Source organism: Streptomyces sp. NBC_01471 (assembly GCF_041438865.1).
In the GTDB taxonomy this organism is placed as follows: Bacteria; Actinomycetota; Actinomycetes; order Streptomycetales; family Streptomycetaceae; genus Streptomyces.
In genome coordinates this window covers 6,066,856-6,092,481 of the sequence record NZ_CP109450.1, presented here as the reverse complement: position 1 = coordinate 6,092,481, position 25,626 = coordinate 6,066,856, and the positions used below count along the sequence as shown (strand labels likewise).

General features: G+C 72.2%; 24 protein-coding genes and 1 riboswitch. Of the genes, 7 read left to right on the top strand and 17 right to left on the bottom strand.

Features of this window, described 5'->3' with window-relative positions:
* The first annotated feature begins 94 nt into the window (after positions 1-94).
* Positions 95-2,008 carry an anthranilate synthase family protein gene (locus OG285_RS27260; protein ID WP_371792497.1) on the top strand — a complete coding sequence of 638 codons (1,914 nt, stop codon included), beginning with the start codon at positions 95-97 and terminating at the stop codon, positions 2,006-2,008.
* Here the strand turns inward: OG285_RS27260 and OG285_RS27255 are convergent.
* The 4 genes from OG285_RS27255 to OG285_RS27240 form a co-directional block, all read right to left on the bottom strand.
* Positions 1,978-3,006 (bottom strand): 6-phosphofructokinase, encoded by a 1,029-nt coding sequence (locus OG285_RS27255; protein ID WP_371793636.1) that lies wholly within the window; start codon positions 3,004-3,006, stop codon positions 1,978-1,980. The genes OG285_RS27260 and OG285_RS27255 overlap by 31 nt on opposite strands.
* Positions 3,007-3,141: 135 nt before the next feature.
* A complete protein-coding gene (locus OG285_RS27250; RefSeq protein WP_356824983.1) occupies positions 3,142-3,840 on the bottom strand; it encodes a response regulator transcription factor in 699 nt (232 codons plus the stop codon).
* On the bottom strand, positions 3,837-5,102 hold the full coding sequence (gene macS, locus OG285_RS27245; protein ID WP_371792496.1) for a MacS family sensor histidine kinase: 1,266 nt from the start codon (positions 5,100-5,102) through the stop codon (positions 3,837-3,839). Before macS ends, OG285_RS27250 begins: the two co-directional genes overlap by 4 nt.
* Before the next feature lie 24 nt (positions 5,103-5,126).
* On the bottom strand, positions 5,127-5,876 hold the full coding sequence (locus tag OG285_RS27240; protein WP_371792495.1) for a lysophospholipid acyltransferase family protein: 750 nt from the start codon (positions 5,874-5,876) through the stop codon (positions 5,127-5,129).
* A gap of 160 nt (positions 5,877-6,036) precedes the next feature.
* Here OG285_RS27240 and OG285_RS27235 point away from each other — a divergent pair, with 160 nt between their 5' ends.
* Complete coding sequence (locus OG285_RS27235; protein WP_356824989.1) at positions 6,037-6,816, top strand: alpha/beta fold hydrolase; 780 nt, start codon at positions 6,037-6,039, stop codon at positions 6,814-6,816.
* Positions 6,809-7,399 (top strand): hypothetical protein, encoded by a 591-nt coding sequence (locus tag OG285_RS27230; RefSeq protein ID WP_371792494.1) that lies wholly within the window; start codon positions 6,809-6,811, stop codon positions 7,397-7,399. Before OG285_RS27235 ends, OG285_RS27230 begins: the two co-directional genes overlap by 8 nt.
* 137 nt (positions 7,400-7,536) lie before the next feature.
* Here OG285_RS27230 and OG285_RS27225 read toward each other — a convergent pair whose 3' ends face one another.
* The 6 genes from OG285_RS27225 to OG285_RS27200 all read right to left on the bottom strand — a co-directional run bounded on the left by OG285_RS27225 (position 7,537) and on the right by OG285_RS27200 (position 12,475).
* Positions 7,537-8,289 (bottom strand): endonuclease/exonuclease/phosphatase family protein, encoded by a 753-nt coding sequence (locus tag OG285_RS27225; protein ID WP_356824993.1) that lies wholly within the window; start codon positions 8,287-8,289, stop codon positions 7,537-7,539.
* Between the two features lie 82 nt (positions 8,290-8,371).
* Positions 8,372-9,313: an ROK family glucokinase gene (locus OG285_RS27220; RefSeq protein ID WP_356824995.1), complete on the bottom strand. Its 942-nt coding sequence runs from the start codon at positions 9,311-9,313 to the stop codon at positions 8,372-8,374.
* A 69-nt stretch (positions 9,314-9,382) separates the two neighbouring features.
* Positions 9,383-9,835 (bottom strand): DUF5304 domain-containing protein, encoded by a 453-nt coding sequence (locus tag OG285_RS27215; protein WP_371792493.1) that lies wholly within the window; start codon positions 9,833-9,835, stop codon positions 9,383-9,385.
* Between the two features lie 192 nt (positions 9,836-10,027).
* Complete coding sequence (locus OG285_RS27210) at positions 10,028-11,173, bottom strand: ArsA family ATPase (protein ID WP_371792492.1); 1,146 nt, start codon at positions 11,171-11,173, stop codon at positions 10,028-10,030.
* Between the two features lie 6 nt (positions 11,174-11,179).
* The gene (locus OG285_RS27205; RefSeq protein ID WP_356825001.1) at positions 11,180-11,635 is read right to left on the bottom strand and encodes an SRPBCC family protein; all 456 of its coding nucleotides are present in this window, start codon (positions 11,633-11,635) and stop codon (positions 11,180-11,182) included.
* Positions 11,636-11,713: 78 nt separating this feature from the next.
* Positions 11,714-12,475 carry a metallophosphoesterase gene (locus OG285_RS27200; protein WP_356825003.1) on the bottom strand — a complete coding sequence of 254 codons (762 nt, stop codon included), beginning with the start codon at positions 12,473-12,475 and terminating at the stop codon, positions 11,714-11,716.
* A gap of 229 nt (positions 12,476-12,704) precedes the next feature.
* Here OG285_RS27200 and OG285_RS27195 point away from each other — a divergent pair, with 229 nt between their 5' ends.
* Positions 12,705-14,501, top strand: a complete 1,797-nt coding sequence (locus OG285_RS27195; protein WP_356825005.1) for an AMP-dependent synthetase/ligase — start codon at positions 12,705-12,707, stop codon at positions 14,499-14,501.
* A 94-nt stretch (positions 14,502-14,595) separates the two neighbouring features.
* Here OG285_RS27195 and OG285_RS27190 read toward each other — a convergent pair whose 3' ends face one another.
* The gene (locus tag OG285_RS27190) at positions 14,596-15,738 is read right to left on the bottom strand and encodes a glycosyltransferase family 4 protein (protein ID WP_371792491.1); all 1,143 of its coding nucleotides are present in this window, start codon (positions 15,736-15,738) and stop codon (positions 14,596-14,598) included.
* A 117-nt stretch (positions 15,739-15,855) separates the two neighbouring features.
* On the opposite strand from OG285_RS27190, the gene OG285_RS27185 reads away from it, so the two are divergent.
* Positions 15,856-17,178: a glycosyltransferase 87 family protein gene (locus OG285_RS27185; RefSeq protein WP_371793635.1), complete on the top strand. Its 1,323-nt coding sequence runs from the start codon at positions 15,856-15,858 to the stop codon at positions 17,176-17,178.
* Here OG285_RS27185 and OG285_RS27180 read toward each other — a convergent pair.
* From OG285_RS27180 to OG285_RS27160, 5 genes are all read right to left on the bottom strand, one after another.
* Positions 17,159-18,391 carry a hypothetical protein gene (locus OG285_RS27180; protein ID WP_371792490.1) on the bottom strand — a complete coding sequence of 411 codons (1,233 nt, stop codon included), beginning with the start codon at positions 18,389-18,391 and terminating at the stop codon, positions 17,159-17,161. The genes OG285_RS27185 and OG285_RS27180 overlap by 20 nt on opposite strands.
* 50 nt (positions 18,392-18,441) lie before the next feature.
* A complete protein-coding gene (locus tag OG285_RS27175; RefSeq protein WP_371792489.1) occupies positions 18,442-19,467 on the bottom strand; it encodes an NlpC/P60 family protein in 1,026 nt (341 codons plus the stop codon).
* Positions 19,468-19,706: 239 nt separating this feature from the next.
* The gene (locus tag OG285_RS27170; protein WP_356825013.1) at positions 19,707-20,732 is read right to left on the bottom strand and encodes an NlpC/P60 family protein; all 1,026 of its coding nucleotides are present in this window, start codon (positions 20,730-20,732) and stop codon (positions 19,707-19,709) included.
* A 273-nt stretch (positions 20,733-21,005) separates the two neighbouring features.
* Positions 21,006-22,367 (bottom strand): NYN domain-containing protein, encoded by a 1,362-nt coding sequence (locus tag OG285_RS27165; RefSeq protein WP_371792488.1) that lies wholly within the window; start codon positions 22,365-22,367, stop codon positions 21,006-21,008.
* Positions 22,368-22,401: 34 nt separating this feature from the next.
* Positions 22,402-22,644: a hypothetical protein gene (locus tag OG285_RS27160; protein ID WP_164264249.1), complete on the bottom strand. Its 243-nt coding sequence runs from the start codon at positions 22,642-22,644 to the stop codon at positions 22,402-22,404.
* A gap of 170 nt (positions 22,645-22,814) precedes the next feature.
* Here OG285_RS27160 and OG285_RS27155 point away from each other — a divergent pair, with 170 nt between their 5' ends.
* Both OG285_RS27155 and OG285_RS27150 read left to right on the top strand, forming a co-directional pair.
* On the top strand, positions 22,815-23,564 hold the full coding sequence (locus tag OG285_RS27155; protein WP_356825017.1) for a rhomboid family intramembrane serine protease: 750 nt from the start codon (positions 22,815-22,817) through the stop codon (positions 23,562-23,564).
* Complete coding sequence (locus tag OG285_RS27150; protein ID WP_164264247.1) at positions 23,561-23,842, top strand: Lrp/AsnC ligand binding domain-containing protein; 282 nt, start codon at positions 23,561-23,563, stop codon at positions 23,840-23,842. The genes OG285_RS27155 and OG285_RS27150 overlap by 4 nt, the downstream gene beginning before the upstream one ends.
* Before the next feature lie 92 nt (positions 23,843-23,934).
* Here the strand turns inward: OG285_RS27150 and OG285_RS27145 are convergent, their stop codons facing one another.
* Positions 23,935-25,311 carry an aminotransferase class V-fold PLP-dependent enzyme gene (locus OG285_RS27145; protein WP_371792487.1) on the bottom strand — a complete coding sequence of 459 codons (1,377 nt, stop codon included), beginning with the start codon at positions 25,309-25,311 and terminating at the stop codon, positions 23,935-23,937.
* Between the two features lie 147 nt (positions 25,312-25,458).
* Positions 25,459-25,576: riboswitch (SAM riboswitch) on the bottom strand.
* Positions 25,577-25,626: the final 50 nt, after the last annotated feature.

Genomic DNA, 25,626 nt, shown 5'->3' with positions numbered 1-25,626 from the left:
AAGGCCGCCCGAGGGGCGGCCTTCCGTGTTTCCACCGGCCGTTCCTCCCCGTATCCCTCCCCGCACCGCGGGGCGCCCGGAAGGAACAACCCCGATGCTCATCAGCGCACTGCTGGACGACCACCGCCCCTTCGCCCTGCTGCGCAGGCGTGCTCCCGGCCATGACCACGACACCGTCGAGCTGCTGACCGGCGAGGTCCACCAGGTGGCACGGCTCGCGGACATCCCGGCGGGCGGCAGCGGTCCCGTGCTGGCCCTGGTGCCGTTCCGGCAGATCGCGGAGCGCGGATTCGACGTGCGCGACGACGGGACGCCGCTGGCGGTCCTGGTCGCCGACGAGTGCTGTGAGCTGCCGCTCGGAGAGGTGCTCGACCAGCTGCCCGCCCACGGCGTACAGGTCGAGGACGGCGGCTTCGACGTCAGCGACGACGCCTACCGGGAGATCGTCGGGCGGGTCATCGAGGACGAGATCGGCCGGGGCGAGGGGGCGAACTTCGTCGTCCGGCGCACGTACACCGGCTCCGTCCCGGGCTTCGGCCGGGCGGACGCGCTGGCCCTCTTCCGGCGGCTGCTCGACGGCGAGCGCGGGGCGTACTGGACCTTCGTGGTGCACACCGGGGAGCGCACCCTGGTCGGCGCGAGCCCCGAGGTCCATGTCCGGATGTCCGGCGGGACGGTCGTGATGAACCCGATCAGCGGGACCTTCCGCTATCCGCCGGAGGGGCCGACCACCGAGGCGCTGCTGGAGTTCCTCGGCGACCGCAAGGAGACCGACGAGCTCTCCATGGTGGTGGACGAGGAGCTGAAGATGATGTGCACCGTCGGCGACAGGGGCGGGGTCGTCGTCGGGCCGCGGCTGAAGGAGATGGCCCATCTCGCGCACACCGAGTACGAGTTGCGGGGCCGCAGTTCGATGGATGTGCGGGAGGTGCTGAAGGAGACGATGTTCGCCGCGACCGTCACCGGTTCGCCGGGGCAGAACGCCTGCCGGGTGATCGAGCGGTACGAGGCGGACGGGCGCGGCTACTACGCGGGGGCGCTGGCGCTCATCGGGCGTGACGCGGGCGGGGCGCAGACCCTGGACTCGCCGATCCTGATCCGGACGGCCGACATCTCGGCCGCGGGCGCGCTGCGCGTCTCGGTCGGCGCCACGCTCGTACGCCACTCGGATCCGGCGAGCGAGGTCGCCGAGACCCACGCCAAGGCGGCGGGGGTACTGACCGCGCTCGGGGTGCGGGAGGACAGGCCCCGGCCGGCCGCCGCCGGGCCGCGGCTCGCGGACGATCCGCGGGTGCGGGCGGCCCTGGAGTCCCGGCGGGGCGACCTGGCGCCGTTCTGGCTGCGGATGCAGGAGACGACCGCCGCCGTGGCGGGCCATGCGCTGGTGGTGGACGCGGAGGACACCTTCACCTCGATGCTCGCCCATCTGCTGCGGTCGTCGGGGCTGGACGTGACGGTGCGGCGGTACGACGAGCCCGGTCTGCGGGACGACGTCCTGCGGCACCGGGGTCCGGTGGTGCTCGGCCCGGGGCCCGGCGACCCGGCGGACCGGGCCGACCCGAAGATGCGGTTCCTGCGGGGGCTCACCGCGGAGCTGCTCCGCGACCACCGGCACGGGCTGCTCGGGGTGTGCCTGGGCCATGAACTGATGGCGGCCGAACTGGGCCTGGAGATCGTCCGGAAGGCGGTCCCCCACCAGGGCGCCCAGGAGCGCATCGACTTCTTCGGGCGACCGGAGACGGTGGGGTTCTACAACTCGTACACGGCGCGGTGCGACGAGGGCGCGGCGGCGGAGCTGGCGATGCACCGGATCGAGCTGAGCCGTGACCCGGCCGGCGGCGAGGTGCACGCGCTGCGCGGTGACGGGTTCGCCGGGGTGCAGTTCCATCCCGAGTCGGTGCTGACGAAGAACGGGGCCCGGCTTGTGACGGGGCTGCTGGCCGGGGTGCTGGCGCAGGCGTCCGGACGGCGGGGCGCTCAGCCGAAGAAGACCCCGGCCTCCCGGTAGAGCGCGGGGTCGACCGTCTTGAGCCGCGCGGTCGCCACGGCGATCGGCACCCGCACGATGTCCGTCCCGCGCAGCGCGACCATCATGCCGAAGTCCCCGTCGCGCACGGCGTCGATCGCGTGCAGGCCGAAGCGGGTGGCCAGCCAGCGGTCGAAGGCGCTGGGGGTGCCGCCGCGCTGGACATGGCCGAGGACGGTGGTGCGGGCCTCCTTGCCGGCCCGCTTCTCGATTTCGGTGGCGAGCCATTCGCCGACCCCGGAGAGCCGGGTGTGGCCGAAGGAGTCGAGCGTGCCGTCCTTGAGCACCGCGTCACCGTCCTTGGGCATCGCCCCTTCGGCGACGACCACGATCGGGGCGTACGAGGCCCGGAAGCGCGAGGTCACCCACGCGCAGACCTGATCGATGTCGAAGCGCTGCTCGGGGATGAGGATGACGTTCGCGCCGCCGGCCAGCCCGGAGTGCAGGGCGATCCACCCCGCGTGCCGGCCCATCACCTCGACCACCAGGACGCGCATGTGCGATTCGGCGGTGGTGTGGAGGCGGTCGATGGCCTCGGTGGCGATCCCCACCGCCGTGTCGAAACCGAAGGTGTAGTCCGTGGCCGAGATGTCGTTGTCGATGGTCTTCGGTACGCCGACGCAGGGGATCCCGTACTCGTCCCAGAGACGGCCCGCCACACCCAGCGTGTCCTCGCCGCCGACCACGATCAGCGCGTCGACCCCGTGACCGGCGAGGTTCTCCCGCACCCGCCGGACGCCGTCCTCGGTGCGGAAGGGGTTGGTGCGCGACGAACCGAGGATGGTTCCGCCGCGCGGCAGGATCCCCCGCACCTCGGGGATGCCGAGTGTGACGGTGGCGCCCTCCAGGGGGCCACGCCAGCCGTCCTTGAATCCGGTGAATCCGAAGCCGTACTCCTGCACGCCCTTGCGGACGGCAGCCCGGATGACCGCGTTGAGCCCGGGGCAGTCGCCGCCCCCGGTCAGCACTCCGACCCGCATGGAACCACGTCCCTTCGCAGTGGAAGACACCGTGCCCTCCACGCTACGGTGACCCAGGTCACAAAGGGATAGGGCGGAAGGTCAATTCCCGCCGTTCTGCGTGCAGTTGACCTTGATACGCGGCTTGGTGCACGGCTAGACGTCGTCGAGGCCGCGCTCGATGGCGTACCGCACGAGCTCCACACGGTTGTGCAGCTGGAGCTTGCCCAGGGTGTTCTGTACGTGGTTCTGGACGGTGCGGTGCGAGATGACGAGGCGTTCGGCGATCTGCTTGTAGCTCAGCCCCTTCGCGACGAGCCGCAGCACCTCGGTCTCCCGCTCGGTGAGCCGCGGGGCCTTCGGCTCGTCGGAGGCCGCGGGCGCCGGGTCGGACGCGAGCCTGCGGTACTCGCCCAGGACCAGGCCCGCCAGGCCCGGGGTGAAGACCGGGTCGCCGGCCGCGGTACTGCGGACGGCGTCCGACAGCTCCTGCGTGCTGGCGGACTTCAGCAGATAGCCGGTGGCGCCGGACTTCACCGCCTCCAGGACGTCGGCGTGCTCACCGCTCGCCGAGAGCACCAGGACGCGGAGTGCGGGGTAGGCCCCGACGAGCTCCTTGCAGACCTGGGCGCCCGGCATCCCCGGCAGGTTGAGGTCGAGCACCAGGACATCGGGCACGACGGCCCTGGCCCGCCGCACCGCCTGGGGGCCGTCGCCCGCCGTGGCGACGACGTCGAAACCGGCGGCCGCCAGGTCCCGGGCGACCGCGTCCCGCCACATCGGGTGGTCGTCGACCACCATCACCTTGACCGCCTCGACCATCCGCTGCTCGCTCATGTCGTTCCGCTCGCTCATGTCCGTCCGTTCCCCCGCGTGGTGCGCGTGTTCCTCGGCACTTTCAGTTCCACCTCGGTGCCCTGGCCCGGTACCGAGATCAGCTCGGCGCTGCCGCCCAGATCCCGCAGCCGGCCGCGGATGGAGAGGGCGACACCGAGGCGCCCCTCCCCCTCGGCGACCGCGAGCCTCCCGTCCGGGATGCCGGGGCCGTCGTCGCGTACCGTCACGATCACCTCGTCCGGCTCGTCCTCCACCAGGATCCACGCCCGCGCGCCGCTGCCCGCGTGCCTGCGGACGTTGTCCAGGGCCGCGCTGACCGCGGCGGCGAGCTCCTTCGCCGCCGCGGGGTCGAGGAGCACCGGAGCGCCCGGTTCCGCGAAGCTCACCCGCGATCCGGCGTGCGGGGCGAGGAGCGCCCGCAGATCGATGCGCCCCGGCTCTCCGGCTTTCTGCCCGCCGGGCTCCCGGACGCCGCCCGGCCTTTCCCGGACGCCCCGGCTCTCCCCGTCGGCGGGATCCGCCTCGGCGGGGTCCCTGGCCAGGGGGACGAGACCGCTGGAGACCAGGGTGCGCAGGGCGACCTCCTGCTCCCCCGCCATCCGGCCGAGCTCGGCCGACTCCCCGCCCAGCGCGGCGCCGCGGCGCTGCACCATGGCCAGCACCTGGAGCACGCTGTCGTGGATGTCGCGGGCCAGCCGCTCCCGCTCCCGGGTGGCCGCCTCTATCTCCAGGGCGCGGGCGAGGGTGCGCTCGGACGCCCGGGCGACCTCGACGATGTAGCCGATGGCGATGGAGGCGATCCACACCAGGACCACGTTGTGGATGGTGTCCCCGCTGGGCTCGCCGCGCTCGGTGACGTTGGCGACCGCCACCACCGACGAGGCGAAGGCGGCCCACCGCCAGCCGCCCTTGATCGCGAACGCGAGGACGGAACCGGCGGTCCATATGGACGGCATGGTCGTGGCGCCCCCGACGACCCGGGCGTGCGAGTCGGCGACCGGCGTCAGCAGGATGCCCGCGATGGCCACCGTGAGATCGGCGCCGAGGAAGCGCTTGGTGCAGCGGGCCGCGCCGGCCACCCTGGGAAGGGTGGCCAGGGTCCAGGCGGCCAGCACCGCGAAGTAGGCGACGGCCACCCACTGACGGTGGAACTCCCGGTACGCGAAGGCGAACAGCAGGATCGCGTAGACCATCGTCAGCACGCGGTAAGCGGTCAGCGCACGCCACAGGGGCAGTTCCACCGACATCCGCACGACGCGCTCGCGCCGGTCCTTCCCCATCGCACCCCCCGGCGGACGGTACGGCTAGCTGCCGGACCCGTCCGCCCCCTCGCTCTTCTCCGCGGCCTCGGCGGCCCTCCGGGCCTTGTCGTCGTCCGCGATCCGGCGCTTGGCGGCGGTCGCGTAGATGTCGACGTACTCCTGGCCGGAGAGCTTCATGATCTCGTACATGACCTCGTCGGTCACCGAGCGCAGGATGAACCGGTCGTTCTCCATGCCGTAATAGCGGCTGAAGTCGAGCGGCTTGCCGATCCTGATCTCGGGCCGCATCAGCTTGGGCATGACCTGTCCGGGCGGCTGGATCTTCTCGGTGTCGATCATCGCGACCGGGATGACGGGCGCACCGGACGCCAGCGCCACCCGGGCGAGGCCTCCGGGCTTGCCCCGGTAGAGGCGGCCGTCCGGTGAGCGGGTGCCCTCCGGGTAGATACCGAAGAGCTCGCCCCGGGCCAGCACCTCGACACCGCTCCTGACCGCGGCCTCGCCCGCGCCGCGGCTGCCCGAGCGGTCGACCGGCAGCTGGCCGACGCCCTTGAAGAACGCGGCGGTGAGCTTCCCCTTCACACCGGGCGACGTGAAGTACTCGGCCTTGGCGATGAAGGTGAGCTTGCGGTCCATGACGGCGGGCAGGAAGAAGGAGTCCGAGAACGACAGGTGGTTGCTCGCGAGGATGGCGGGCCCCTCCTCGGGAATGTTCTCAAGCCCCTCCACCCACGGCCTGAAGGCGACCTTCAGCGATCCCCCGATGGCGAACTTCATTGCGCCGTAGATCAACTCGGATGCCTTCCTGTGACGGTCGAACCGACCATAACCCGCGCGGGGCGTGCGCTCCCGGCCATCCGCTCTCCGTCCCGGGGGTGACGGCCCTGGTCGGTGTCGGTCCGGTCGCGTACGGTGAAGTACACCTTTCGAGACCTGACGAACAGGAGACCCGGTGCCGGTGCTTCCTGGAGCCGAGCCCTACCGCCACGAAGGCGGAGAGACCGGCGTCCTCCTCTGTCATGGATTCACCGGCTCGCCGCAGTCGCTGCGCCCCTGGGCGGAGTATCTGGCCGAGCAGGGGCTGACCGTCTCGCTGCCGCTGCTCCCGGGGCACGGCACCCGCTGGCAGGACATGCAGGTCACCGGCTGGCAGGACTGGTACGCGGAGGTCGACAGGGAGCTGCGCGCCCTGCTCGACCGGTGCGAGCGGGTCTATGTCTTCGGTCTCTCGATGGGCGGCGCGCTGGCCCTGCGGCTGGCCGCCAAGCACGGCCACTCGGTCAGCGGCCTCGTCCTGGTCAACCCGCTGAACAAGGTGCACGGCATCGCGGCCCACGCACTCCCGGTCGCCCGGCATCTGGTGCGTACGACGAAGGGGGTCGCCAGCGACATCGCCCTGGGCGGCTCCGTCGAGGTGGGCTACGACCGGGTGCCGCTGCACTGCGCCCACTCGCTGCGGCGTTTCTGCCGGCTCGTGGACCGTGAACTGCCCCAGGTCACCCAGCCGTTGCTCCTTCTGCACAGCGCCGAGGACCATGTGGTGCGGCCCTCCGACTCGGCCCGCATCCTCAGCCGGGTCTCGTCGACGGATGTCGAGGAGGTCCTGCTGGAACAGAGCTACCACGTGGCGACGTTGGACCACGATGCGGAGCGGATTTTCGAGAAGAGCCACGCGTTCATCGGCCGCCTCGCTCCGAGCGTCGGGACGAAGGGGAGTACTACCGGTGGCTGAGAACGAGGCGGAGCGCGAACCGCAGCCGATCGACGAGGAAGCGGTGTGGGCCGCGATCGTCGCGGGGTACGGTGCGGAGCCCGCCGATCCCGCGGGCACCAAGCCCTTCAAGTCGGTGGAGGACCTCGCCCTGCTGGAGGAGGGGGTCAACGCCGACGGGGCCCGGGAGTCCGGGGCCGAGACGCCGGATGCGGAGGCCGAGTCCGAGACCGCGCCTGATCCGGCGAGTGGGCCGGACCGGCCGCTGGGCAGCTCGGTCGTGTTCGCCCCGGGTATCGGCGGGCCCCGCGACCACAGCCTGGCGGAGCCGTCCGACGACGACCTCGGGCCTTCCGACGAGGGCCACTTCGTCCAGCCGGACCCGGAGCTGCCCGAGGCGGACGTCACGGCGAAGTTCGCCTGGCTGGCCGTCGTGGGCGGACCGGTGCTGCTGATCCTCGCCGTGGTGCTGGGCTGGGACATGACGTGGTGGCTCACGACGCTCGGTATCGGCGGGTTTCTCGGCGGATTCGCGGTACTGGTGGTGCGGATGGGGCCGGAGGACGACGACGAGGACGATCCCGGCCGGGGCGCCGTGGTCTAGGGGCCGGATCCGGAGTCGGGGACCCGGGGGTCTGGGATGCAGAATCCAGGGCCTGGGGGCCCAAGGCTCTCCGTCCGGGTCAGGCCGGACCGACCCCGCCTGACCCGGACCAGCCTCCCCGGACCGGCGCGGCCCTCTCAGGCGCCGGTCGGGCCGGTCCGCACCCGGAGTGCCGCCAGCACCGGAAGGTGGTCGGACGCCGCCCGGAGATCCGCCTGCGGGATGTCCTGCGGCACCCCGCACCCCAGCACCTCGACCTCCGGCGTCGCGAACACCGCGTCGATCCGCCGGTCCGGGGCCGCCGCCGGGTAGGTGTGCCCGCCGCCCCACGGCTTCACCGTCCGGCAGTCCTGGAGCTCCGTCGCGAGCCGCCCGAAACTCCGGCCGTCCGGGCCCTCGTTGAGGTCCCCGGCGACGACCGCGTGCGGGACGTCCATCGAGCCGAGCCGGTCGAGCAGCAGCCCGGTCTGCGTACGGCGCTCGGCGGACTGCAGGCTCAGATGGCAGCTGAGGACGCCGAGCCGGGCGCCCCCGATGCGGACCACAGCGGTCGCGAACCCACGCTGGTGCAGGCCGGGGGTGCGCGGCAGCAGCACGTCCTCGGTGCGCTCCACGGTGGCGCGCAGCGAGCAGAGCAGCAGCGGACCGGCCGCCGTGGCTCCGCCGCCGAGTGTCACCAGGCCGGTACTGGTCGCGAGCCGGGCCGCGGCCTTGCGCCAGCGGAAGAAGCGCGGGGCCTCCTGGATGAGCACCAGATCGGGGTCGCAGGCGCGGATCACCCGGACCAGCGCCGCGCGGTCGTCGCGCATCGAGCGGATGTTGTAACTGAGCACCCGGATTACGGCCGAGTCGCTCTCCGTACGGGATTCGGGCAGCGTAGTGATCGCCATGGGCGACACCCTACGACGGCGGGCAGTGAGCGGCGCCTGCCGCACCCCTGGGGTGCGGCAGGCGCCGGTCCGGCTGCTCGGGTCAGCCCTGGCGGGCCAGGTCCGCGGCGCCCACCAGCCCTGCCTCGCCGCCGAGTTGGGCCGCGAGCACCTGGGCGTGCGGCCGCCACGCGCCGCCGATCAGCCAGCGCCGGAAGGACTTGCGGATCGGGTCGAGGACCAGTTCGCCCTCGTCCGACACACCGCCGCCGACGATGAACGCCGAAGGGTCGAAGAGCGAGGCCAGATCGGCCAGCCCCGCCCCGGCCCAGCGGGCGAGCTCGCGGAACGAGTCGACGGCCACCGGGTCGCCCTGGCGGGCGGCCTCGCTGATGTGCTTGCCCTGGATGCCGGCGGGGGTCCCGTCGCCGAGGCCGAGCAGCACCTGTGCGTTCTCCGGGGTGGCGTTGGCCCGCTGCGTCGCGTACCTGACGAGGGCCCGCCCCGACGCGTACTGCTCCCAGCAGCCCTGGCTGCCGCAGCCGCACAGCAGTCCGTCCGGTACGACCCGGATGTGGCCGAACTCGGCTGCCACACCGAACCGTCCGCGCCGCAGCTTGTTGCCGATGATGATGCCGCCGCCGAGACCGGTGCCGAGCGTGATGCAGATGACGTCCTCGTGCCCCTGCCCCGCACCGAACTTGTACTCCCCCCAGGCGGCCGCGTTGGCGTCGTTCTCCACGACCACGGGCAGGCCGACGCGCTGCTCGACCTTGTCCTTGAGCGGCTCGTGCCGCCAGTTGATGTTCGGCGCGAAGAGGACGGTCGCGCGCTTGTCGTCCACGTAACCGGCCGCCCCGATGCCGACCGCCTCGATCTCGTGCCCCTTGCCGGCCTCGGAGACTGCCGCGCAGATAGCGTCGACGATGCCTTCGGCGGTCGGCGGGGTGGGCACCTTGTGCACATCGAGAATGGTGCCCTCTTCGTCGACCACTCCGGCCGCGATCTTCGTGCCGCCGATGTCGACGCCGATGGTGAGTCCCATGAGTCCCTCAGTTTTCGGTCGAGCCCCGCTGAGGGGCAACCGTACCCGAGGGCCGCCGGGCCGGGGTGATCAGTCCAGATCGATGCGCTCGGCCGGGCCGGGCCCCTCGTCGCCGCCGTCGTCCTTGCCCGCGTCGCGGTCGGCGGCCGTTTCCCGGCCCGCGGTCCACCGCTGCTCCTGCTTCTCCACCGCGGAACGGTAGGCGGCGAGGAGTTCGCCACCGGCGGCCGCCAGGTGGTCGAAGACGTCGGGGTTGCGCTCGACGACCGGTTCGACCACGGACTTCGCCTGGCTGAGGAACTGCTGGACGGCGCCCTGGGCGGCCAGGCCGGGGATCGACGACTGGAAGTCGGAGACCTTGTCGGCGACCGCGTCGAAGAGCTTCCGCAGCTCGTCGGCGGCCGACCCCTCGGCGCTCCCGTACTCGGCGCGGCGGCGCGCCTTCTCCTCGGCGAGATCCTCGGCGCAGGCCTTCGCCCAGGCGTCCGAGTCGGTGGCGGGCTGCTCGGGGGCTTCGCTCATGGCGGACTCCTGCGACGGGATACGGGTGTGCTTAGGACCGTACTCCCGACGTTACCCGAACGGCCCTGCGGCGTTCACCGGCCCGGCCACCGGCTCTGTGGCGGGGCCGGTGGCACCGGCTCTGTCCGGTCCTGTTGCCGACTCGGTCAACGGCCCGGTGCCGAATCCGTCAACGGCCCCGGGCCGGCTCGGTCAGCGGTTCTGCGGCCACAGCCGCGGATCCGGCGCGAACCGGATGCCGAGCACCCCGTCCGTGAGCCCCGCACCCTCCACCGTGCAGCGGCGGAGCGCCGACGGCAGGGTGACGGTCCTGCGGAAAGGACCGGCGGTGAGCAGCAGTTCGTCGCCGCGCCTGACCAGGCCGAGCTCCTCCTTGACCGCGCCGGGCAGCGGCAGCCGCCAGACCAGGACGCCGTCGTCGGCGAGCCGGTCCTCGACGTCCCACTCCGGGGCCGTCGCACGGGGAGCGGCCGGGAGCTCCAGCGGGTCCAGCTGGTCGGCGGTGCGGGGTGCCCGGCCCAGATGGGGAAGCTCTGCCACCTCGATGTCGCCGAAGCAGGCGGACAGTTCCTTGAGGTGCTCCTGCTGTTCGGCCGCCAGCGCGGTGAGCCAGTGGTCCCCGGAGCCGGTGGGCACCAGCCGGTTCGCGACGACCAGGTCGAGGATGCGGCGGTGCAGCGCGATCCCGGTACGGGCGGTGCGCAGCGCCCGGGTCGCGGCGGGCCCCGGCTCGGCCACCAGTCGCAGGGTGGTGTCCGGGTCGTCGATCCTGGTCTGGACGGCGGCCAGCTCGTCCTCCCACCGGGCGGCCGTCCCGTACAGCCACTGCGCGGGCATCGGGACACCGGCGAGCTGGGCCAGCACCGGGCGCAGCGCGCGGGCCGCCTGCCGCTCGGGCGGCAGCAGTCTGCGCAGGTAGCGGCGGAGCTGCTCCGGGAGGGCGAGGACGGCCAGTGCCTCCTGGACGGGCGGCATGTCGACGACGGTCAGGTCCCACTCGGCCGGATCGGCGGTGCGCAACGCGTGCAGCAGCGCGAACTGCGCCGCCCCCGGCAGCTCGGTCAGCTCCTCCTCTTCCAGCCTGGCCGCGCCGAGCAGGTCCAGGGCCGCGGTGCCGCGTTCCTGGAGGGCCAGCAGTTCGGTACGGAAGTGGGCGCCGGAGTCGATCCGCTCGGCCCGCACCCCCGCGTCGCGGGCGGCGGACAGGCTGTCGCCCGGGTCCTGGTCGGTGGAGAGCAGCAGGACCCGCTCGCCTTCGCGGGCGGCCGCCAGTGCGGTGGCCGCCGCGACGGTGGTGCGGCCCGCGCCGCCGAGGCCGGTGACGAGGACCGTACGCATCGGGCGTCAGCCCTCGGACTGCGCTGCGGCGCCGGACTCGACCCGCTTCTTCAGACCGGCCAGGGCGCGGTCGATGATGACCTTCTCGGCCTTGCGCTTGATCATGCCGAGCATCGGGATCTTGACGTCGACGGTCAGCCGGTAGGTGACCTCGGTGGCGCCGCCCGCCGGAGCGAGGAGGTAGGTGCCGTCGAGCGAGCGGAGCATCTGCGACTTGACCAGCGTCCAGCTGACCTCGTTGGCACCGGTCCAGGTGTACGCGAGGGTGTGGTCGTCCTTGATCGCACCGGCGTCGAGCACCAGCCTGACCTGCTCGGCGCGGCCCTCGGCGTCGGTGGAGAGGACTTCGGCCTCCTTCACCTCGCCGGTCCACTCCGGGTAGCGGGCGAAGTCGGCGATCACGCCCATGACGTCGGCCGGTGCGGCCTCGATCGTGATGCTTGAGCTGGTGTGTTCAGCCATCGCCGTGGCTCCTCCAGTGCGGAATCCGGTGTTGCATGCGCTGTGAAGGCTATCGCGTACGCACCGGGCCGCTGACCGCTACCACTCCATGACCCAGGGCCGTGAGGTCGATGCGAAGTGGCCGACGTTCACACACTCGGTCCGGCCGACGCGGACGCGGCGGGACAGTGGCTGGTGCACGTGGCCGAAGAGCGCGTATCTGGGCCGGATGCGCTGGATCGCGGCGAGCAGGGCGCGGCTGCCCCGCTCGAAGCGGCGGGCCACCGTGTCGTACACCAGCTCGGGGACCTCGGGCGGGATGTGCGTGCAGAGCACGTCGACGTCCCCGAGCGCCTCGATCTTGGCCGCGTACTCCTCGTCGCTGACCTCGTAGGGCGTGCGCATCGGGGTCCTGAGGCCGCCGCCCACGAAGCCGAAGACCCGGCCGCCGATCTCGACGCGCTCGCCGTCCAGGACGGTGGTGCCGGGGCGCGCGTACTCGTGCCAGAGCGGTGGGACGTCGACATTGCCGTAGGTCGCGTACGTGGGAGTGGGGAAGGCCGCGAACAGCTCGGCGTACTGGCTGCGCACCGCCGTCTCGATCGCGGTGTCGCGGTCCACCCCGCTCCAGAGCCTGCGGCCGAGGTCGCGAGCCTCGTCGAAGCGGCGCGCGGTGCGCAGCTCCACGATGCGGTCGGCGTTCTCGACGCCGAAGAGGTCGGGAAAGATCCCGCGGGAGTGATCCGCGTAGTCCAGGAAGAGGACCAGGTCACCGAGGCAGATCAGGGCGTCGGCCCCGTCACCCGCCCTCGCGAGACCGCTGGTGTTGCCATGGACGTCACTGACCACATGCACGCGCATGGAGATCACCCTAGGACGCCTGGGCACAACCTGGATAGAGGGGGCCGGACCTGCGAATACCGCCGTCGTGCGACATGCGTGGACTAGTCTGCGCGAAGCACAGCGATGTCGTGTGACGCATGGAACATCTGGCCGGACCCCCCTATCGGGAACCTCTTACCCATGGGTAACGTCCGGGCGGTCAGGTCCAGTCGTGGCGACAGCGATGTCGACCAGAGGAGCAGCAGTCTTGCGTGAGTTCAGCCTTCCGGCCCTGTACGAGGTCCCATCGGACGGCAATCTGACGGATCTGATCCGCCGCAACGCCGCTCAGCATCCCGATGCAGCGGTGATGGGCCGCAAGGTGGCCGGCGCCTGGACCGATGTCACCGCAGCCCGGTTCCTCACGGAGGTCCACGACGCGGCGAAGGGCCTGATCGCCGCAGGTGTGCAGCCGGGCGACCGGGTCGCCCTGATGTCCCGCACCCGGTACGAGTGGGTGCAGCTGGACTTCGCGATCTGGAGCGCGGGCGCGATCACCGTGCCGGTGTACGAGACCAGCTCGGCCGAGCAGGTGCAGTGGATACTCGGCGACTCCGGCGCGGTCGCGGTGCTCGTGGAGAGCGACGCGCACGCCGGGACCGTCGAGGCCGTACGGGACTCGCTGCCGGCCCTGAAGCACGTCTGGCAGATCGGCAGGGGCGCCGTCGACGAACTGAGGGCGAGCGGCGCCGAGGTCACGGACGCGACGGTGGACGAGCGCAGCTCCCGGGCGCGGGCCGACGACCCGGCCACCATCGTCTACACCTCGGGGACCACCGGCCGCCCGAAGGGCTGCGTGCTGACCCACCGCAGCTTCTTCGCCGAGTGCGGCAACATCGTGGAGCGGCTGAAACCGCTGTTCCGTACCGGCGAGTGCTCGGTACTGCTCTTCCTGCCCGCCGCGCACGTCTTCGGCCGGCTCGTCGAGGTCTCCTCCGTGATGGCGCCGATCAAGATCGGCTGCGTACCGGACATCAAGCACCTCACGGACGAACTCGCCTCCTTCAGGCCGACGTTGATCCTCGGCGTCCCCCGGGTCTTCGAGAAGGTCTACAACTCGGCGCGCGCCAGGGCGCAGGCCGACGGCAAGGGAAAGATCTTCGACCGGGCCGCCAACACCGCCATCGCCTACAGCCGGGCGCTCGGCACCCCGCAGGGCCCGTCCGCCGGACTGCGGATCAAGCACAAGGTCTTCGACCGGCTGGTCTTCAGCAAGCTGCGGGCGGTCCTCGGCGGGCGCGGCGAGTACGCGATCTCCGGCGGCGCGCCGCTGGGCGAGCGGCTCGGGCACTTCTACCGGGGGATCGGCTTCACGGTGCTGGAGGGGTACGGCCTCACCGAGTCCTGTGCGGCGACCGCCTTCAACCCGTGGGACCGGCAGAAGATCGGCACGGTCGGCCAGCCACTGCCCGGTTCGGTCGTCCGGATCGCGGACGACGGCGAGGTGCTGCTGCACGGCGAGCACCTGTTCAGCGGCTACTGGAACAACGAGACGGCGACGGCCGAGGCGCTGGCTGACGGCTGGTTCCACACCGGTGACATCGGCACGCTCGACGAGGACGGCTACCTCGCGATCACCGGCCGCAAGAAGGAGATCATCGTCACCGCGGGCGGCAAGAACGTCGCCCCCGCGGTGATCGAGGACCGGATCCGTGCGCATGCCCTGGTCGCCGAGTGCATGGTGGTCGGCGACGGGCGGCCGTTCGTCGGGGCACTGGTCACGCTGGACGAGGAGTTCCTGGCGCGCTGGGCCGAGGAGAGCGGCAAGCCGGTGGGATCCACCGCCCTGTCGCTGCGCGAGGACCCGGAGCTGCTCGCCGAGATCCAGCGGGCGGTGGACGACGGCAACGCGGCGGTCTCCAAGGCCGAGTCCGTACGCAAGTTCCGGGTCCTGCCCGCACAGCTCACCGAGGAGGCGGGACACATCACCCCGTCACTGAAGCTCAAGCGCGCCGTGGTGGCGAAGGACTTCGCCGACGAGATCGAAGCGATCTACCGGGGCTGACCGGGCGTCACGGAAGAACCGGGTGCGGGCCGCGGGCCCGCACCCGCTTTCGCTCCGCACCCGGGGCCGCACCCGGCCCCGGCCCCGGGTCCCGTCAGAGCAACTCCCTGAGTTTCTCGGCGAGCAGGTCCCAGCGCCACTTCTCCTCGACCCAGGCCCGGCCGCGCTCGCCCATCCGCCGCCGCAGCGCCGGATCCCGCAGCAGCGTGACGATCCGGTCCGCCGCGTCCTCGGCCGAGCCGCCCCGCACCACCCAGCCGGTCTCGCCGTCGAGCACCGCGTCGGGCGCACCGCCCGAATCGCCCGCCACCACAGGCAGCCCGGTCGCGGACGCCTCCAGGTAGACGATGCCGAGCCCCTCGACATCGAGTCCGCCCCTGCGGGTGCGGCACGGCATCGCGAAGACGTCGCCCGCGCCGTAGTGCGCGGGCAGCTCGGCCCAGGGCACCGGCCCGGTGAAGCGCACCGAGTCCACGACGCCGGTCCGCTCCGCGAGCTTCTCCAGGTCCCCGGCGTACGGTCCGCCGCCGACGATCAGCAGGACCGCGTCCGGGACCTGTCGCAGGATCCGGGGCATCGCCAGGATCAGCGTGTCCTGGCCCTTGCGCGGCACCAGCCGTGACACGCACACGATCACCGGCCGGTCCGTGAGCCCGAGCCGGGCGCGGACCGCCGCACCGCCCGACCCGGGGTGGAAGGTCTTCTCGTCGACGCCGGGCGGCAGTTGGACCATCCGGCCCGCGGCCGCCGGGGTGAGCGCGGCGGCGATCCGCGAGCGCGTGTACTCGCCGAGGTACGTCAGGGTGTCCGTGCCCTCGCCGATCCGCCGCAGCAGCTGCCGCGATCCCGGCAGCTGCGCCCAGCCCGCCTCGTGACCGTGCGTGGTGGCCACGAGCCGTTCGGCGCCGGCCGCCCGCAGCGCGGGAGCCATCAGGCCGAGCGGGGCCGCCGCCCCGAACCACACCGACGTACAGCCGTGTTCGCGCAGCAGCCCGCTCGCCCTCGCCGTGACGCGAGGGGTGGGCAGGAGCATCGTGGTCCGGTCCCGTACGACCGTGAACGGCTGCTCCGCGTCGAACGCGGCGGTGGCATCGGCGCCCTCGGCGCCGCGCTTCCACGTGGAGGCGTAGACGACGAGCCGCTCGGGGTCCAGGCGCAGCGCCATGTTGTGCAGGAAGGCCTGGATACCGCCGGGGCGCGGCGGAAAGTCATTGGTCACGATCAACGTCTTGTGCATCGCCGCCGACAGTACCCAACGGCCCTGCCTCACCGCTCCCGCGCGCCCACGCACGGCATCATGACCCCGATGTCGGAGCACACCACGGCGCAGGCCGTCAGAGCGGACGGGGCGGTCATGCGGGGCGTACGCGGCGCGGCACGTCCCGTCCTGGTCTGGGCTGCGACCAGGGCGCTGCTGCTGCTCTGCGTGTTCAAGGTGCTGACCGTGCCGGGGGCCGATGTCACCGTCGACGTGTCGGGGATCTACCACGGCTGGTACGAGGTGCTGCGGACCGGCACCTTCCCGCTCTCCGACGTGACCTGGCAGTACCCGCCCGGTGCGGCGCTCGCGGTCCTCTCCCCCGCCGTACTGCCGTTCCTCGGCTACGCGCCCGCCTTCTTCGTACTGACCCTCCTCGCCGACGCGCTGGTGCTCGGCCTGCTGCTGTACGCGGCGGGCAGGCCCGGCAAACGGCAGGCCGGCGTCTGGGTGTGGGTGGCGGGCCTGCCGCTGCTCGGCCCGACGGCGTATTCCAGGTACGACCTGATGGTGACCGCCGTCGCGGTGGCCGCGCTGCTGGCCGGGGCCCGGCGTCCGCGCGCCATGGGGGCGCTGGCGGCGTTCGGCGCGCTGCTCAAGGTCTGGCCGGCGCTGCTGCTCGCGGGCGTGGCGCGCGGCCGTGCGACGCGCCGGTCCTGGACGGCTTTCGCCGCGACGTCGGCGGGCCTGCTGCTGCTCGCCGGTACGGCGGTGCCGGGCGCCTTCGCCTTCCTCACCTTCCAGCGGGAGCGGGGCACCGAGGTCGAGTCGCTGGGCGGCCTGGTCTTCCAGGTGGCCCGGCAGTTCGGCTGGCAGGGGCAGGTGCTGCTCACCTACGGGTCGGTGGAGTTCGTCGGACCGTACGTCCACGTGGTGAGCGCCGCCGCGCTGGGGCTGACCGCCACGGCCTTCGGCTGGCTGCTGCTGTGGCGGCTGCGGGCCGGGGAGTACGCACCGGCCACGCCGTGCGACGCGGCGTTCACCGCGGTGCTGCTCTTCACCGTGACGAGCCGGGTGATCAGCCCCCAGTACCTGGTGTGGCTGGTCGGTATCGGCGCCGTCTGCCTGGTCTTCCGTACCAGCGCGATGGCGGTCCCTGTCCTGCTGGTGGTGGGCGCCACCGCTGTGACCATCCTGGAGTTCCCGCTCGGGTTCGACCACGTGGTGGCCGGGGACGCGGTCGGCCTCGTGCTGATCTTCGTACGGAACGGCCTGCTGGTCGCGGCCGCGCTGGCCGCGGCCCGCGTGCTGTGGCGGCGTACGGTCCCGCGGCGCGGGCGCGCGGCGGGCTCAAGCACCGCCGGGTCCGGGGACGGAACCACAGCAGGCACCGGGACCGCCGGGGTCGCAGACCCGGGAGACACCGACTCGGGCGGAACCGACCCGGGCCGTGAGCCGGTCAGTCCAGCTGCGCCCTGAGGTACTCGCGCCACCGGGCCGTGAAGGCGGCCGGATCCGTACCGAGCACGTCGTTCATGGCCTTCTCCAGCGCGCCGCCGGCCTGCCCCTGCGCCCCGACCGCCCGGTAGAAGTCCGTCAGTCTCTGCTCGCCCCAGTGCGCGGCGATCAGCCGGCAGGCCAGCCAGCCGCCCTCGTACGCCCGCGCGAGCCGGTCGGCGCCGTCGCTGAAACCGAAGTCGGCGTCGGTGGGCAGGGTCGCGGGCAGGGACCCGGACCGCACCGCCCGCTGGAGCTCCGGCGCCGTCTCCCGGGGGCTGTTGCCGGTGTCCCGGTAAGCGACCCAGTCGGCGAACCCCTCGGAGAGCCAGAGCGGCGTGGCCGCCGACGTCGCGGTGCGGGTGGCGACATGGGTGGTCTCGTGGGTGATGACCACCTGCCGGCCCAGCCGGCCCAGGAGCGCGTACGCCTCGGGGTTGACGATGACCCGGTCCGCGGGCGCGGCCCCGGCGCCGCCCGCCTCGCCGGTGGTGACGGCCGCGATGCCCCGGTAGGTGGCGGCGGGCGACCCGAGCAGGGCGCCCATCGCGTCCAGCGAGGACGGCACGAGCACCACCACGCGCCCCGCCCACTTCCGGTGCCAGGCCTTGCCGACGGCGGGGACGGCACGGTCGGCGGCGGCGGCCACCTGGCGGAGCAGCCCGACGGACCCGCCGACGCCGAGCACCAGGCTGTGCTTGCCGCGGGCGGTCCGCACCGGACCCTGCTGCCAGAGCTGCTGACCGGTGCCGGGGGCCGGACTGTCGTCGTCCAGGTACCAGCGGCCGTCGCGCTCCACCAGTTTGAGGGTGCGCCGGGACGCCACCGGCGCGCTGTCGTAACCGGTGATCCGGTACCGCAACTCGACCCGGGCGGTGGCGGTGGTCCCCCGCGACCGCACGTCATCGACCCGGTACTGCCAGGAACTCAGCGGTACGGAGGCCAGATTGCGGAACTCCGCGCGCTGCGCCGTCCGCAGCCCCTTCGCCCGCGGATCGACGACGGACAGATACCCGCTCTCGTCATGGCCGGTGACGGCGGCGGCGCGGCGGTCGAGAGTACGGCGGATGCCCCGCTCCGCCGTGCCGGACGCGGCGGAGCCGGAAGGCCCGGTGCACCCGGGAAGCAGCAGGCAGAGCGCGAGCACACAGCCCGCGGCCCGCTTCCGTCCCGTCCTGCTCCCCCGCCCTGTCACGCGCCGATCGTACGTGTCCGGCCGACGGGCCCGACCGGCGCCCGGCCTGGTCAGACCCGGGTCACCGACGAGACGGGCATCATGCCGACCGGATCGTAGCGGACCCTGGCACCCGGATACGGCGCGTGCAGGACCTGGCCGTTGCCCACGTACATCGCGACGTGGCTGGCGTCGCTGCGGTACACCACGAGGTCGCCGGGCCGCGCCTGGGAGAGCGGAATCCGCCGGCCCGCGTACCGCTGCTCCTGCGAGGTGCGCGGCAGCGAGACGCCAGCGTGCGCGTACGCCCACTGCATCAGTCCCGAACAGTCGAAGCCCGAGGGCCCGTTGGCGCCCCACACGTACGGCCTGCCGAGCGCGCTGCGGGCCGCGGCCAGGGCTGCTCCGGCCCTGCCCGACACCGGCAGCGCGCCGAGCACGGGGAGCGCGCCCCGGTCCGAGCGCGAGACCTGGTCGTACTGGGCGCGCTGCTGCGTGGGCAGCGCGTCGAGCAGCCGGCGCGCCCGGGCGAGCTTGCCCTCGACGGTGCGCTTGTGGCGGGCCACCTCGGTGCGGCTGCGCCGGAGTTCGGCGAGCCGTCGGGTCGCGTCGGCACGCCGCTGGGTCAGCTCGCGCTGGGCCTGCTGGATGCGGTGCAGTTCACCCGCCTGGACATCGCCGATCTGGGCCAGGGCCGCGGCCTTGTCGAGATACGAGTCGGGGTCCGACGAGAGCAGCAGCGCGAGTGAGGGGTCGATGGCACCCGCGCGGTACTGGGCGCCCGCCAGCGCGCCGAGCGCACCGCGCATCCGGTTGAGCCGCTGCTGGCCGCGGGCGACGCCGTCCTGTGCCTCGGCGACCTGGTGGCGCAGCCGCCCGGCCCGCTCATCCGCCTTGTCGTACTGCTGGGTGGCCCGCTCGGCCTGGGCGTAGAGGCCGTCGACCTTGCTCTTGGCCGCTGCCGCCGACTCGTGCGGCTCGGCGCCCGCCGGTGCGGCCCCGAGGCCTGCCGCGGCCGTCGCCAGCGCGGCGGACAGCACGGTGATCCGGGCGCTCTGCGCGAGGCCGGACTGGGTGACACGGCGATGGGACACCACAGGAGCCGCACTCCTTCTGCTGGGTGCGGTCCCTGCCGCCCCGTTGGGCGGACCAATTGCCGGGCACCGCACGCCGGACAGTAGCCGTGCGACCACGCTGTGGCCAAAGACCCCGCCGTGCACACAGAGTGACGCCCCGCCGGAGACACAAGGTCACCGACGGGGCGGGGAGTCAGCTCACGGCGCCGTAATTCGCCCGATTGGGCGGTGTCGGCGGCGTCGTTCGAGACGGGTCCGGATCAGATACGGACGCCGAACTGGAACGGCATGTTGCCCATCGCCTCGTACCGGACGACCGCACCGGTGTGCGGGGCGTGGAGCACCTGGCCGTTGCCCGCGTAGATGCCGATGTGGTGCAGGTCGCCGTAGAAGAGCACCAGGTCGCCGGGCTTGAGGGCGCTCTGCGAGTAGATGCGCTGACCGGCGTTGGCCTGGGCCTGCGAGGTGCGCGGGATCGTGACACCGGCCCGGGCGTACGCCCAGGATGTCAGCCCCGAGCAGTCGAAGGAGGCGGGACCGGTGGCGCCGTAGACGTACGGCTTGCCCATCTGGGTCTTCGCCGCGTCGAGGGCGGCGGCGCCCCGGGCGGAGGCCGGTACGGCGTCGCCGAGGTCCGCACGGTCGCTGGCGCGGTTGGCGCGCTGGTTGTCCTCGGCTATCGAGGCGCGCTCGGCGGCGGTCAGGCTGCTGAGCAGCTTGCGCGCGGAGGCCAGCTTGTCCTGGACCTCCTGCTTCTTCTTGCCGAGTTCCGTGCGCGTCGACGCCAGGTCCTTCAGCTTGTCCTGCGCCTCGGAACGCTCCTGGGCGAGACTGCGCTGCTTGGCCTGGATCTTCCTGACCGCGTCGGCCTGCTGGTCGCTCAGCTGGTCCTGCGCGGTGGCCTTGTCGAGGAAGGTGGTCGGGTCGGACGAGAGGAAGAGCTGCACGGACGGGTCGATGCCGCCCGAGCGGTACTGGGCGCTCGCCATCGAACCGAGCTGGCCCCGGAGCTTGTTGAGGTCCTCCTGGCCGCGGGCCACGCTGTCCTGGAGGTCGTCGACCTGCTTCTTCAGCTTGGACTGCTGGTCCTTGGCACCGTCGTACTTCTGGCTGACCGCGTCCACGTCTTCGTAGAGCTTGTCGACCTTCGCCTTGACCTCGCTCTTGGTCGGCTTCGGGTCTGCGTGCGCGGCCTGAGCGGTCAGGGCCACGGCTGCGGCAGCGGTCGCGGTGAGTACGGTCACGCGAGTGCGGCTCGGCTGCTTGAGTCGACGGTGGGACGCCACGGAGGCGAGCTCCTTCTTCCTCAGAGCCGCCGAACACGTAGCAATACCGTGTGGGGATCGGCGGTTCCTTCGCTGCCACCCGGAATGAGTGATCGACCGCGCGAAGGTTCGAGGCCCGACCTTAGTGACCTACTTGTGATCAGTTCAAATCCTGTTGCCAAAAATCTCGGTCACTGAGTGCATATTTTACAGACATCGCACGGGCAGTAACGGTCACTTGACGCTGTGGTGGAAAAACCGCGCCGCGAAGTAGGGCATTGCGCACAGGAGTTACTAGGCGCGCGAAAGCCTCTTCAGCAACAAGACGGACGCGACGGGCCTGGCGCCCGCTCTCGCCACGCCGTCGGCGACCTCGCGGTCGGCCGACACGACCACCACAGGGCGCCCGGAGGGCTCCGCCCGCACCAGCTGACGGATCACCTCGTCCGCGGTCACCCCGGGCTTGCTGAACAGCACCCGCACACCGCGCGGCGGCGCGAGCAGCACCGGCGCCGCCAGCTCGGCCCCGTCGAAGACACAGGTCATCTCGGCGCCCGTCTGCGCGGCGAGCATCGAGAGCCCGCCGAGCAGGCGCAGCCGCTGCTTCTCCAGCGGCAGTTGCGGATAGCCGGTCTTGGTGACGTTGTAGCCGTCCACCACCAGATGGGCCTGTGGCAGCGAGAGCAACTGGTCCAGCAGGGCCGGGTCGGTGTCGGAAAGGGCCCGGGCCGCGATGTCCTTGGGCGAGAGCCGGCCCGGCTCGACCGCGTCCACCGAGTCGGCGGGGCGCGAGGTCACCGGCGGCAGGGCCAGTTCGCGCCGCAGCCCCTGGGCCGCGTCGAGCACCGTGTCGAGCAGCAGCCGCAGCCGCATGTCCTCGACGGAACGTCCCTCGCGTACGGCGCGGCGGCCGGCCTCGACCGCCGCCTCGGCCTCACCGAGCCGCGCCTTCAGCCGCCGCGACTCGCTCTCCGCCGCGGCCACCCGGGCCGCCGCGTCGGACCGGATCGTGTCGATCTCGGAACCGGAGCGGCGCAGCGCCGCCTCGCCGCGCTTCACATCGCTCTGCGCGCTGCGCAGCTTGCGCTGAAGCGATTCAGCATCCTTGCGGGCCGCGTCCAGCTCCGCGCGCAGCCGCTCGTTCTCGGACCTGGTCTGCTCCCGTGCGTCGGCCAGCTCCGCACGCAGCCGCTCCAGCTCGTGCCGGCCCGCCTCGTCGGCCCGCTCGGCGACGACCCGCTGGGCCTCCTCGCCCGCGGCGGCGACGAGCTTCACCCAGCCGGCCGGGCGCAGGACGTAGGCGGCCGCCGCCACATCCACCGGGTCGGCGGCCGCGGGCGGTGAGCCGGCTTCGAGGGCCCCGGTCAGTTCGGGCTGGGACTCCTTGAGGCGCTCGCCGATGCGCCCGCGGAACAGCGGGTCGCCCTCCAGGGCCGCGGCCATCGCGTTGCCCGCGAACTTGGCCCGTCTGGTGGGGGTGAACCGGGCGTACTGCCGCAGCTGCGCCGGGAGTTCGGGTACGGTCAGCCCGCCGAAGGCGTCGGACACGAGCGCGACGACCCGCCGCCGTACTGCTTCGGGCAGCGGACGGTCGAGCGCCTCTGCGACGTCGTCGGCCGCGTCGGCCGGCTCCGCACCGCGTTCAGCCTCCACCATCCGTCACCCCACTGTCACTCGTCAGGGGGCTCCCTCAGGAGCCGCCGCCCGGCCTGTCCACCAGCTCGATCTGATCCACCGCGTTGCACCAGCGGCAGCGCACCGACTCGATGGTCTCACTGACCACCTCACGCTCCTCCACCTTGGGCTCACCGGCCAGGTCGAGGTGTATGTACTCGACAACCTTCGACGAGCGCGTCACATCGAACCGGGTGAGATTGCCGCAGAGCGTGCAGCGCCACCGGGTGTCGGCCGTCGGCATGGGAACCGTGGTCATACGTGCGTCCTCTTCGTTCGTACTGCCTCGGTCGCGGTGCGCCATCGAACTGCGGATGTACTGCCCGCAACCCTACGGCCTACGGCATACCCCGGGGGCGGACCTGCCGACCGTACGGGACCCGGCGAGGCGATCTGCCCGATTGCGTCCGGTTGGGCCATGCTCGGTGGATGCTCAAGTGGCGGGATGCACCCGGACGGAAGGCGCCGGGGCGGCGCGGGGACGCGCTCGGCGGGCCGGTGGTGACGTACGGCCTGATCGGGGTCTGCTGCCTCGTGTTCCTGATGAGCCCCGTCTCGGGGCTCGATCCGGCGTACGGGACCGGCGACAACCTCCTCGCCGCCCAGAGCGCGTACTTCGAACACTGGGGCGTCGTTCCCACCGAACTGATGAGCGGGACGCCGGGCGCCCTGCTCACCCCGCTCACCGCGCTCTTCATCCACGCGAACTGGCTGCACCTCCTCGGCAACATGCTGTTCCTCTACGTCTTCGGCGCGATGGCCGAGGAGCGCATGGGCCGCCTGCACTTCGCCGTCTTCTACGTCGTGACGGGCTACATCGCCCTGACGGCGTACGCGCTCACGCACTCCGCGTCCGACCAGACGCTGGTGGGTGCCTCGGGCGCGATCTCGGCGGTGCTCGGCGCGTTCCTGAGCCTCTTCCCCCGGGCCCGGGTGACGAGCATCTTCCCGTTCCTGCTGTTCCTGCCGCTGCGCTTCCCGGCCTGGATCGTGCTGGTCTTCTGGTTCGTCCTGCAGTGGCTGGCGGCCGGCCAGCAGACCGGGACCGGCCCAGGGGTCGCCTATACGGCGCATCTGGTGGGGTTCTCGCTGGGCTTCGGCTACGCGGCGGTGCGGTACTGGCGTACGACTAGAGTGAAACTCCCAGCGACGGCCACCGAGGGAGAAAGCAAGCCGTGATCACCGCGATCGTGCTCATCAAGACCAGCGTGGACCGGATCCCCGAGATCGCCGAATCGCTCGCCGCCCTGGAGAACATCAGCGAGGTCTACTCCGTCACCGGTACGTACGACCTGATCGCGCTGGTCCGGGTGGCCCGCCACGACGATCTGGCGGACATCATTCCCGGCCGGATCAGCAAGATCCCCGGAGTGGAGGCGACGGACACGCACGTCGCGTTCCGTACCTACTCGCAGCACGACCTGGAAGCGGCTTTCGCCATCGGCCTGGACGCGTAACGCACGTACGGCCGCTCACGCACGTACGGCCGCCCCGCCGCACCGGACGGCCGTACACTTCCGCGTCGCCGCGGTCAGAACAGTCAGAACAGTCAGACAGCCGGCACGCAGCGGCCGTCCTCGGTGCGGTAGTTCCAGCGGGCACCGTCCCGGACCAGTTCCTTGACCGCGCCCACGAAGCGCTCCACGTGCTCGTCCGGCGTACCGGCGCCGAAGCTCACCCGGACCGCGTTGAGCGAACGCTCCCCCGGCTCGCCCTCCGGGGCGCCGCACTCGCCCTGGTCCTGCGGGTCGCTGCCGAGCAGGGTCCGGACGAGCGGGTGGGCGCAGAACAGGCCGTCGCGCACCCCGATCCCGTACTCGGCGGAGAGCGCCGCCGCGAAGTGCGAGCTGTTCCAGCCGTCCACCACGAACGAGATGACACCGACCCGCGGGGCGTCGTCACCGAAGAGTGAGAGGACCTGGACCTCGTCCACCTCGGCGAGCCCGCCGAGGACCCTGCCGACCAGCTTCTGCTCACGCTCGACCAGGGAATCGAAGCCCGCCTCGGTCAGGGCCCGGCAGGCGGAGGCGATGGAGTGGACGCCGATGACGTTGGGCGATCCGGCCTCGTGGCGGGCGGCCGTGGTGTGCCACTCGACGTCGACGCCGCCGTCGGTGCGCCGGGCCACGGTGCGGGAGGCGCCGCCGCCCGCGAGGTACGGCTCGGCGTCGCGCAGCCAGTCGGAGCGGCCCGCGAGGACCCCGGAGCCGAACGGCGCGTACAGCTTGTGCCCCGAGAAGGCGACCCAGTCGACGTCCAGCGCCGCGATGTCCACGGGGTGGTGCGGCGCGAGCTGCGCCGCGTCCAGCACGATGCGCGCACCGTGGGCGTGGGCGGCGGCCGCCAGCTCCCTGACCGGCCACAGCTCACCGGTGACGTTCGACGCGCCCGTGACACAGACCAGGGCGGGTGCCTCGGGCGTCGCACGGTCCGCCAGCGCGCGCTCCAGGGTCTCGACGGCCTGCTGCGGCGTGCGCGGGGCGTTGAGGTAGGTCACGGCGGCGTCGCGCCAGGGCAGCAGCGAGGCGTGGTGCTCGGTCTCGAAGACGAAGACCTCGCAGCCGGCGGGGACCACCGCGGCCAGCAGATTGAGCGAGTCAGTGGTCGAACGGGTGAAGACCACCTGGTCGTCCGGGCGGCAGCCGAGGAAATCGGCGACGGTCGTCCGGCTGTTCTCGAAGAGGTCGGTGGAGAGCTGCGAGAGGTACCCGGCGCCGCGGTGGACGCTGCCGTAGTACGGGGCGTACGCCGCCACGTCGTCCCAGACGCGCTGGAGGGCCGGGGCGCTCGCCGCGTAGTCAAGTGCCGCGTAGGTGACCTCGCCGCCGGTGACGAGCGGGACCAGGACGTCGCGTCCGAGGACGGGGAGACTCCCGGAGGAATCCTGACAAACCGACGGGTTGACGGCAGCGCTGGGAACAGACATGACGAACTCCCGGAAAAGGGCAGGCGAATTCACCGCGCGGCTACCCGCGGCAGTGCAAGAAAAGGGGTGCGGAGAAGGGGGCTACTGCCCTATCGCATTCGCTGAACCACGGAAGAACTCCCTCGACGACCAGGATCCCTGTCGAGGGATCCGCGCTTGCCGAGGACTTCGCTGCCCACGGCCTGGTCTTCACCCAGGGCACCCCGCCACGGACGGAGGGTTGCCGGACAGCGGGCTGGGGCCGTAGTCGCTGTCACTCATGACCTGAAGAGAATCCTGCCATACGGATCCGGACGCGCCAAGGCGCAGTCCACA

Excerpts from the sequence above, each read along its gene's own strand:
- OG285_RS27260 (WP_371792497.1), top strand. The coding sequence starts at position 95 with ATGCTCATCAGCGCACTGCTGGACGACCACCGCCCCTTCGCCCTGCTG.
- OG285_RS27255 (WP_371793636.1), bottom strand. The coding sequence starts at position 3,006 with ATGCGGGTCGGAGTGCTGACCGGGGGCGGCGACTGCCCCGGGCTCAAC.
- OG285_RS27250 (WP_356824983.1), bottom strand. The coding sequence starts at position 3,840 with ATGAGCGAGCGGAACGACATGAGCGAGCAGCGGATGGTCGAGGCGGTC.
- macS (WP_371792496.1), bottom strand. The coding sequence starts at position 5,102 with ATGGGGAAGGACCGGCGCGAGCGCGTCGTGCGGATGTCGGTGGAACTG.
- OG285_RS27225 (WP_356824993.1), bottom strand. The coding sequence starts at position 8,289 with ATGGCGATCACTACGCTGCCCGAATCCCGTACGGAGAGCGACTCGGCC.
- OG285_RS27220 (WP_356824995.1), bottom strand. The coding sequence starts at position 9,313 with ATGGGACTCACCATCGGCGTCGACATCGGCGGCACGAAGATCGCGGCC.
- OG285_RS27215 (WP_371792493.1), bottom strand. The coding sequence starts at position 9,835 with ATGAGCGAAGCCCCCGAGCAGCCCGCCACCGACTCGGACGCCTGGGCG.
- OG285_RS27210 (WP_371792492.1), bottom strand. The coding sequence starts at position 11,173 with ATGCGTACGGTCCTCGTCACCGGCCTCGGCGGCGCGGGCCGCACCACC.
- OG285_RS27205 (WP_356825001.1), bottom strand. The coding sequence starts at position 11,635 with ATGGCTGAACACACCAGCTCAAGCATCACGATCGAGGCCGCACCGGCC.
- OG285_RS27200 (WP_356825003.1), bottom strand. The coding sequence starts at position 12,475 with ATGCGCGTGCATGTGGTCAGTGACGTCCATGGCAACACCAGCGGTCTC.
- OG285_RS27190 (WP_371792491.1), bottom strand. The coding sequence starts at position 15,738 with ATGCACAAGACGTTGATCGTGACCAATGACTTTCCGCCGCGCCCCGGC.
- OG285_RS27185 (WP_371793635.1), top strand. The coding sequence starts at position 15,856 with ATGCGGGGCGTACGCGGCGCGGCACGTCCCGTCCTGGTCTGGGCTGCG.
- OG285_RS27165 (WP_371792488.1), bottom strand. The coding sequence starts at position 22,367 with ATGGTGGAGGCTGAACGCGGTGCGGAGCCGGCCGACGCGGCCGACGAC.
- OG285_RS27160 (WP_164264249.1), bottom strand. The coding sequence starts at position 22,644 with ATGACCACGGTTCCCATGCCGACGGCCGACACCCGGTGGCGCTGCACG.
- OG285_RS27155 (WP_356825017.1), top strand. The coding sequence starts at position 22,815 with ATGCTCAAGTGGCGGGATGCACCCGGACGGAAGGCGCCGGGGCGGCGC.
- OG285_RS27145 (WP_371792487.1), bottom strand. The coding sequence starts at position 25,311 with ATGTCTGTTCCCAGCGCTGCCGTCAACCCGTCGGTTTGTCAGGATTCC.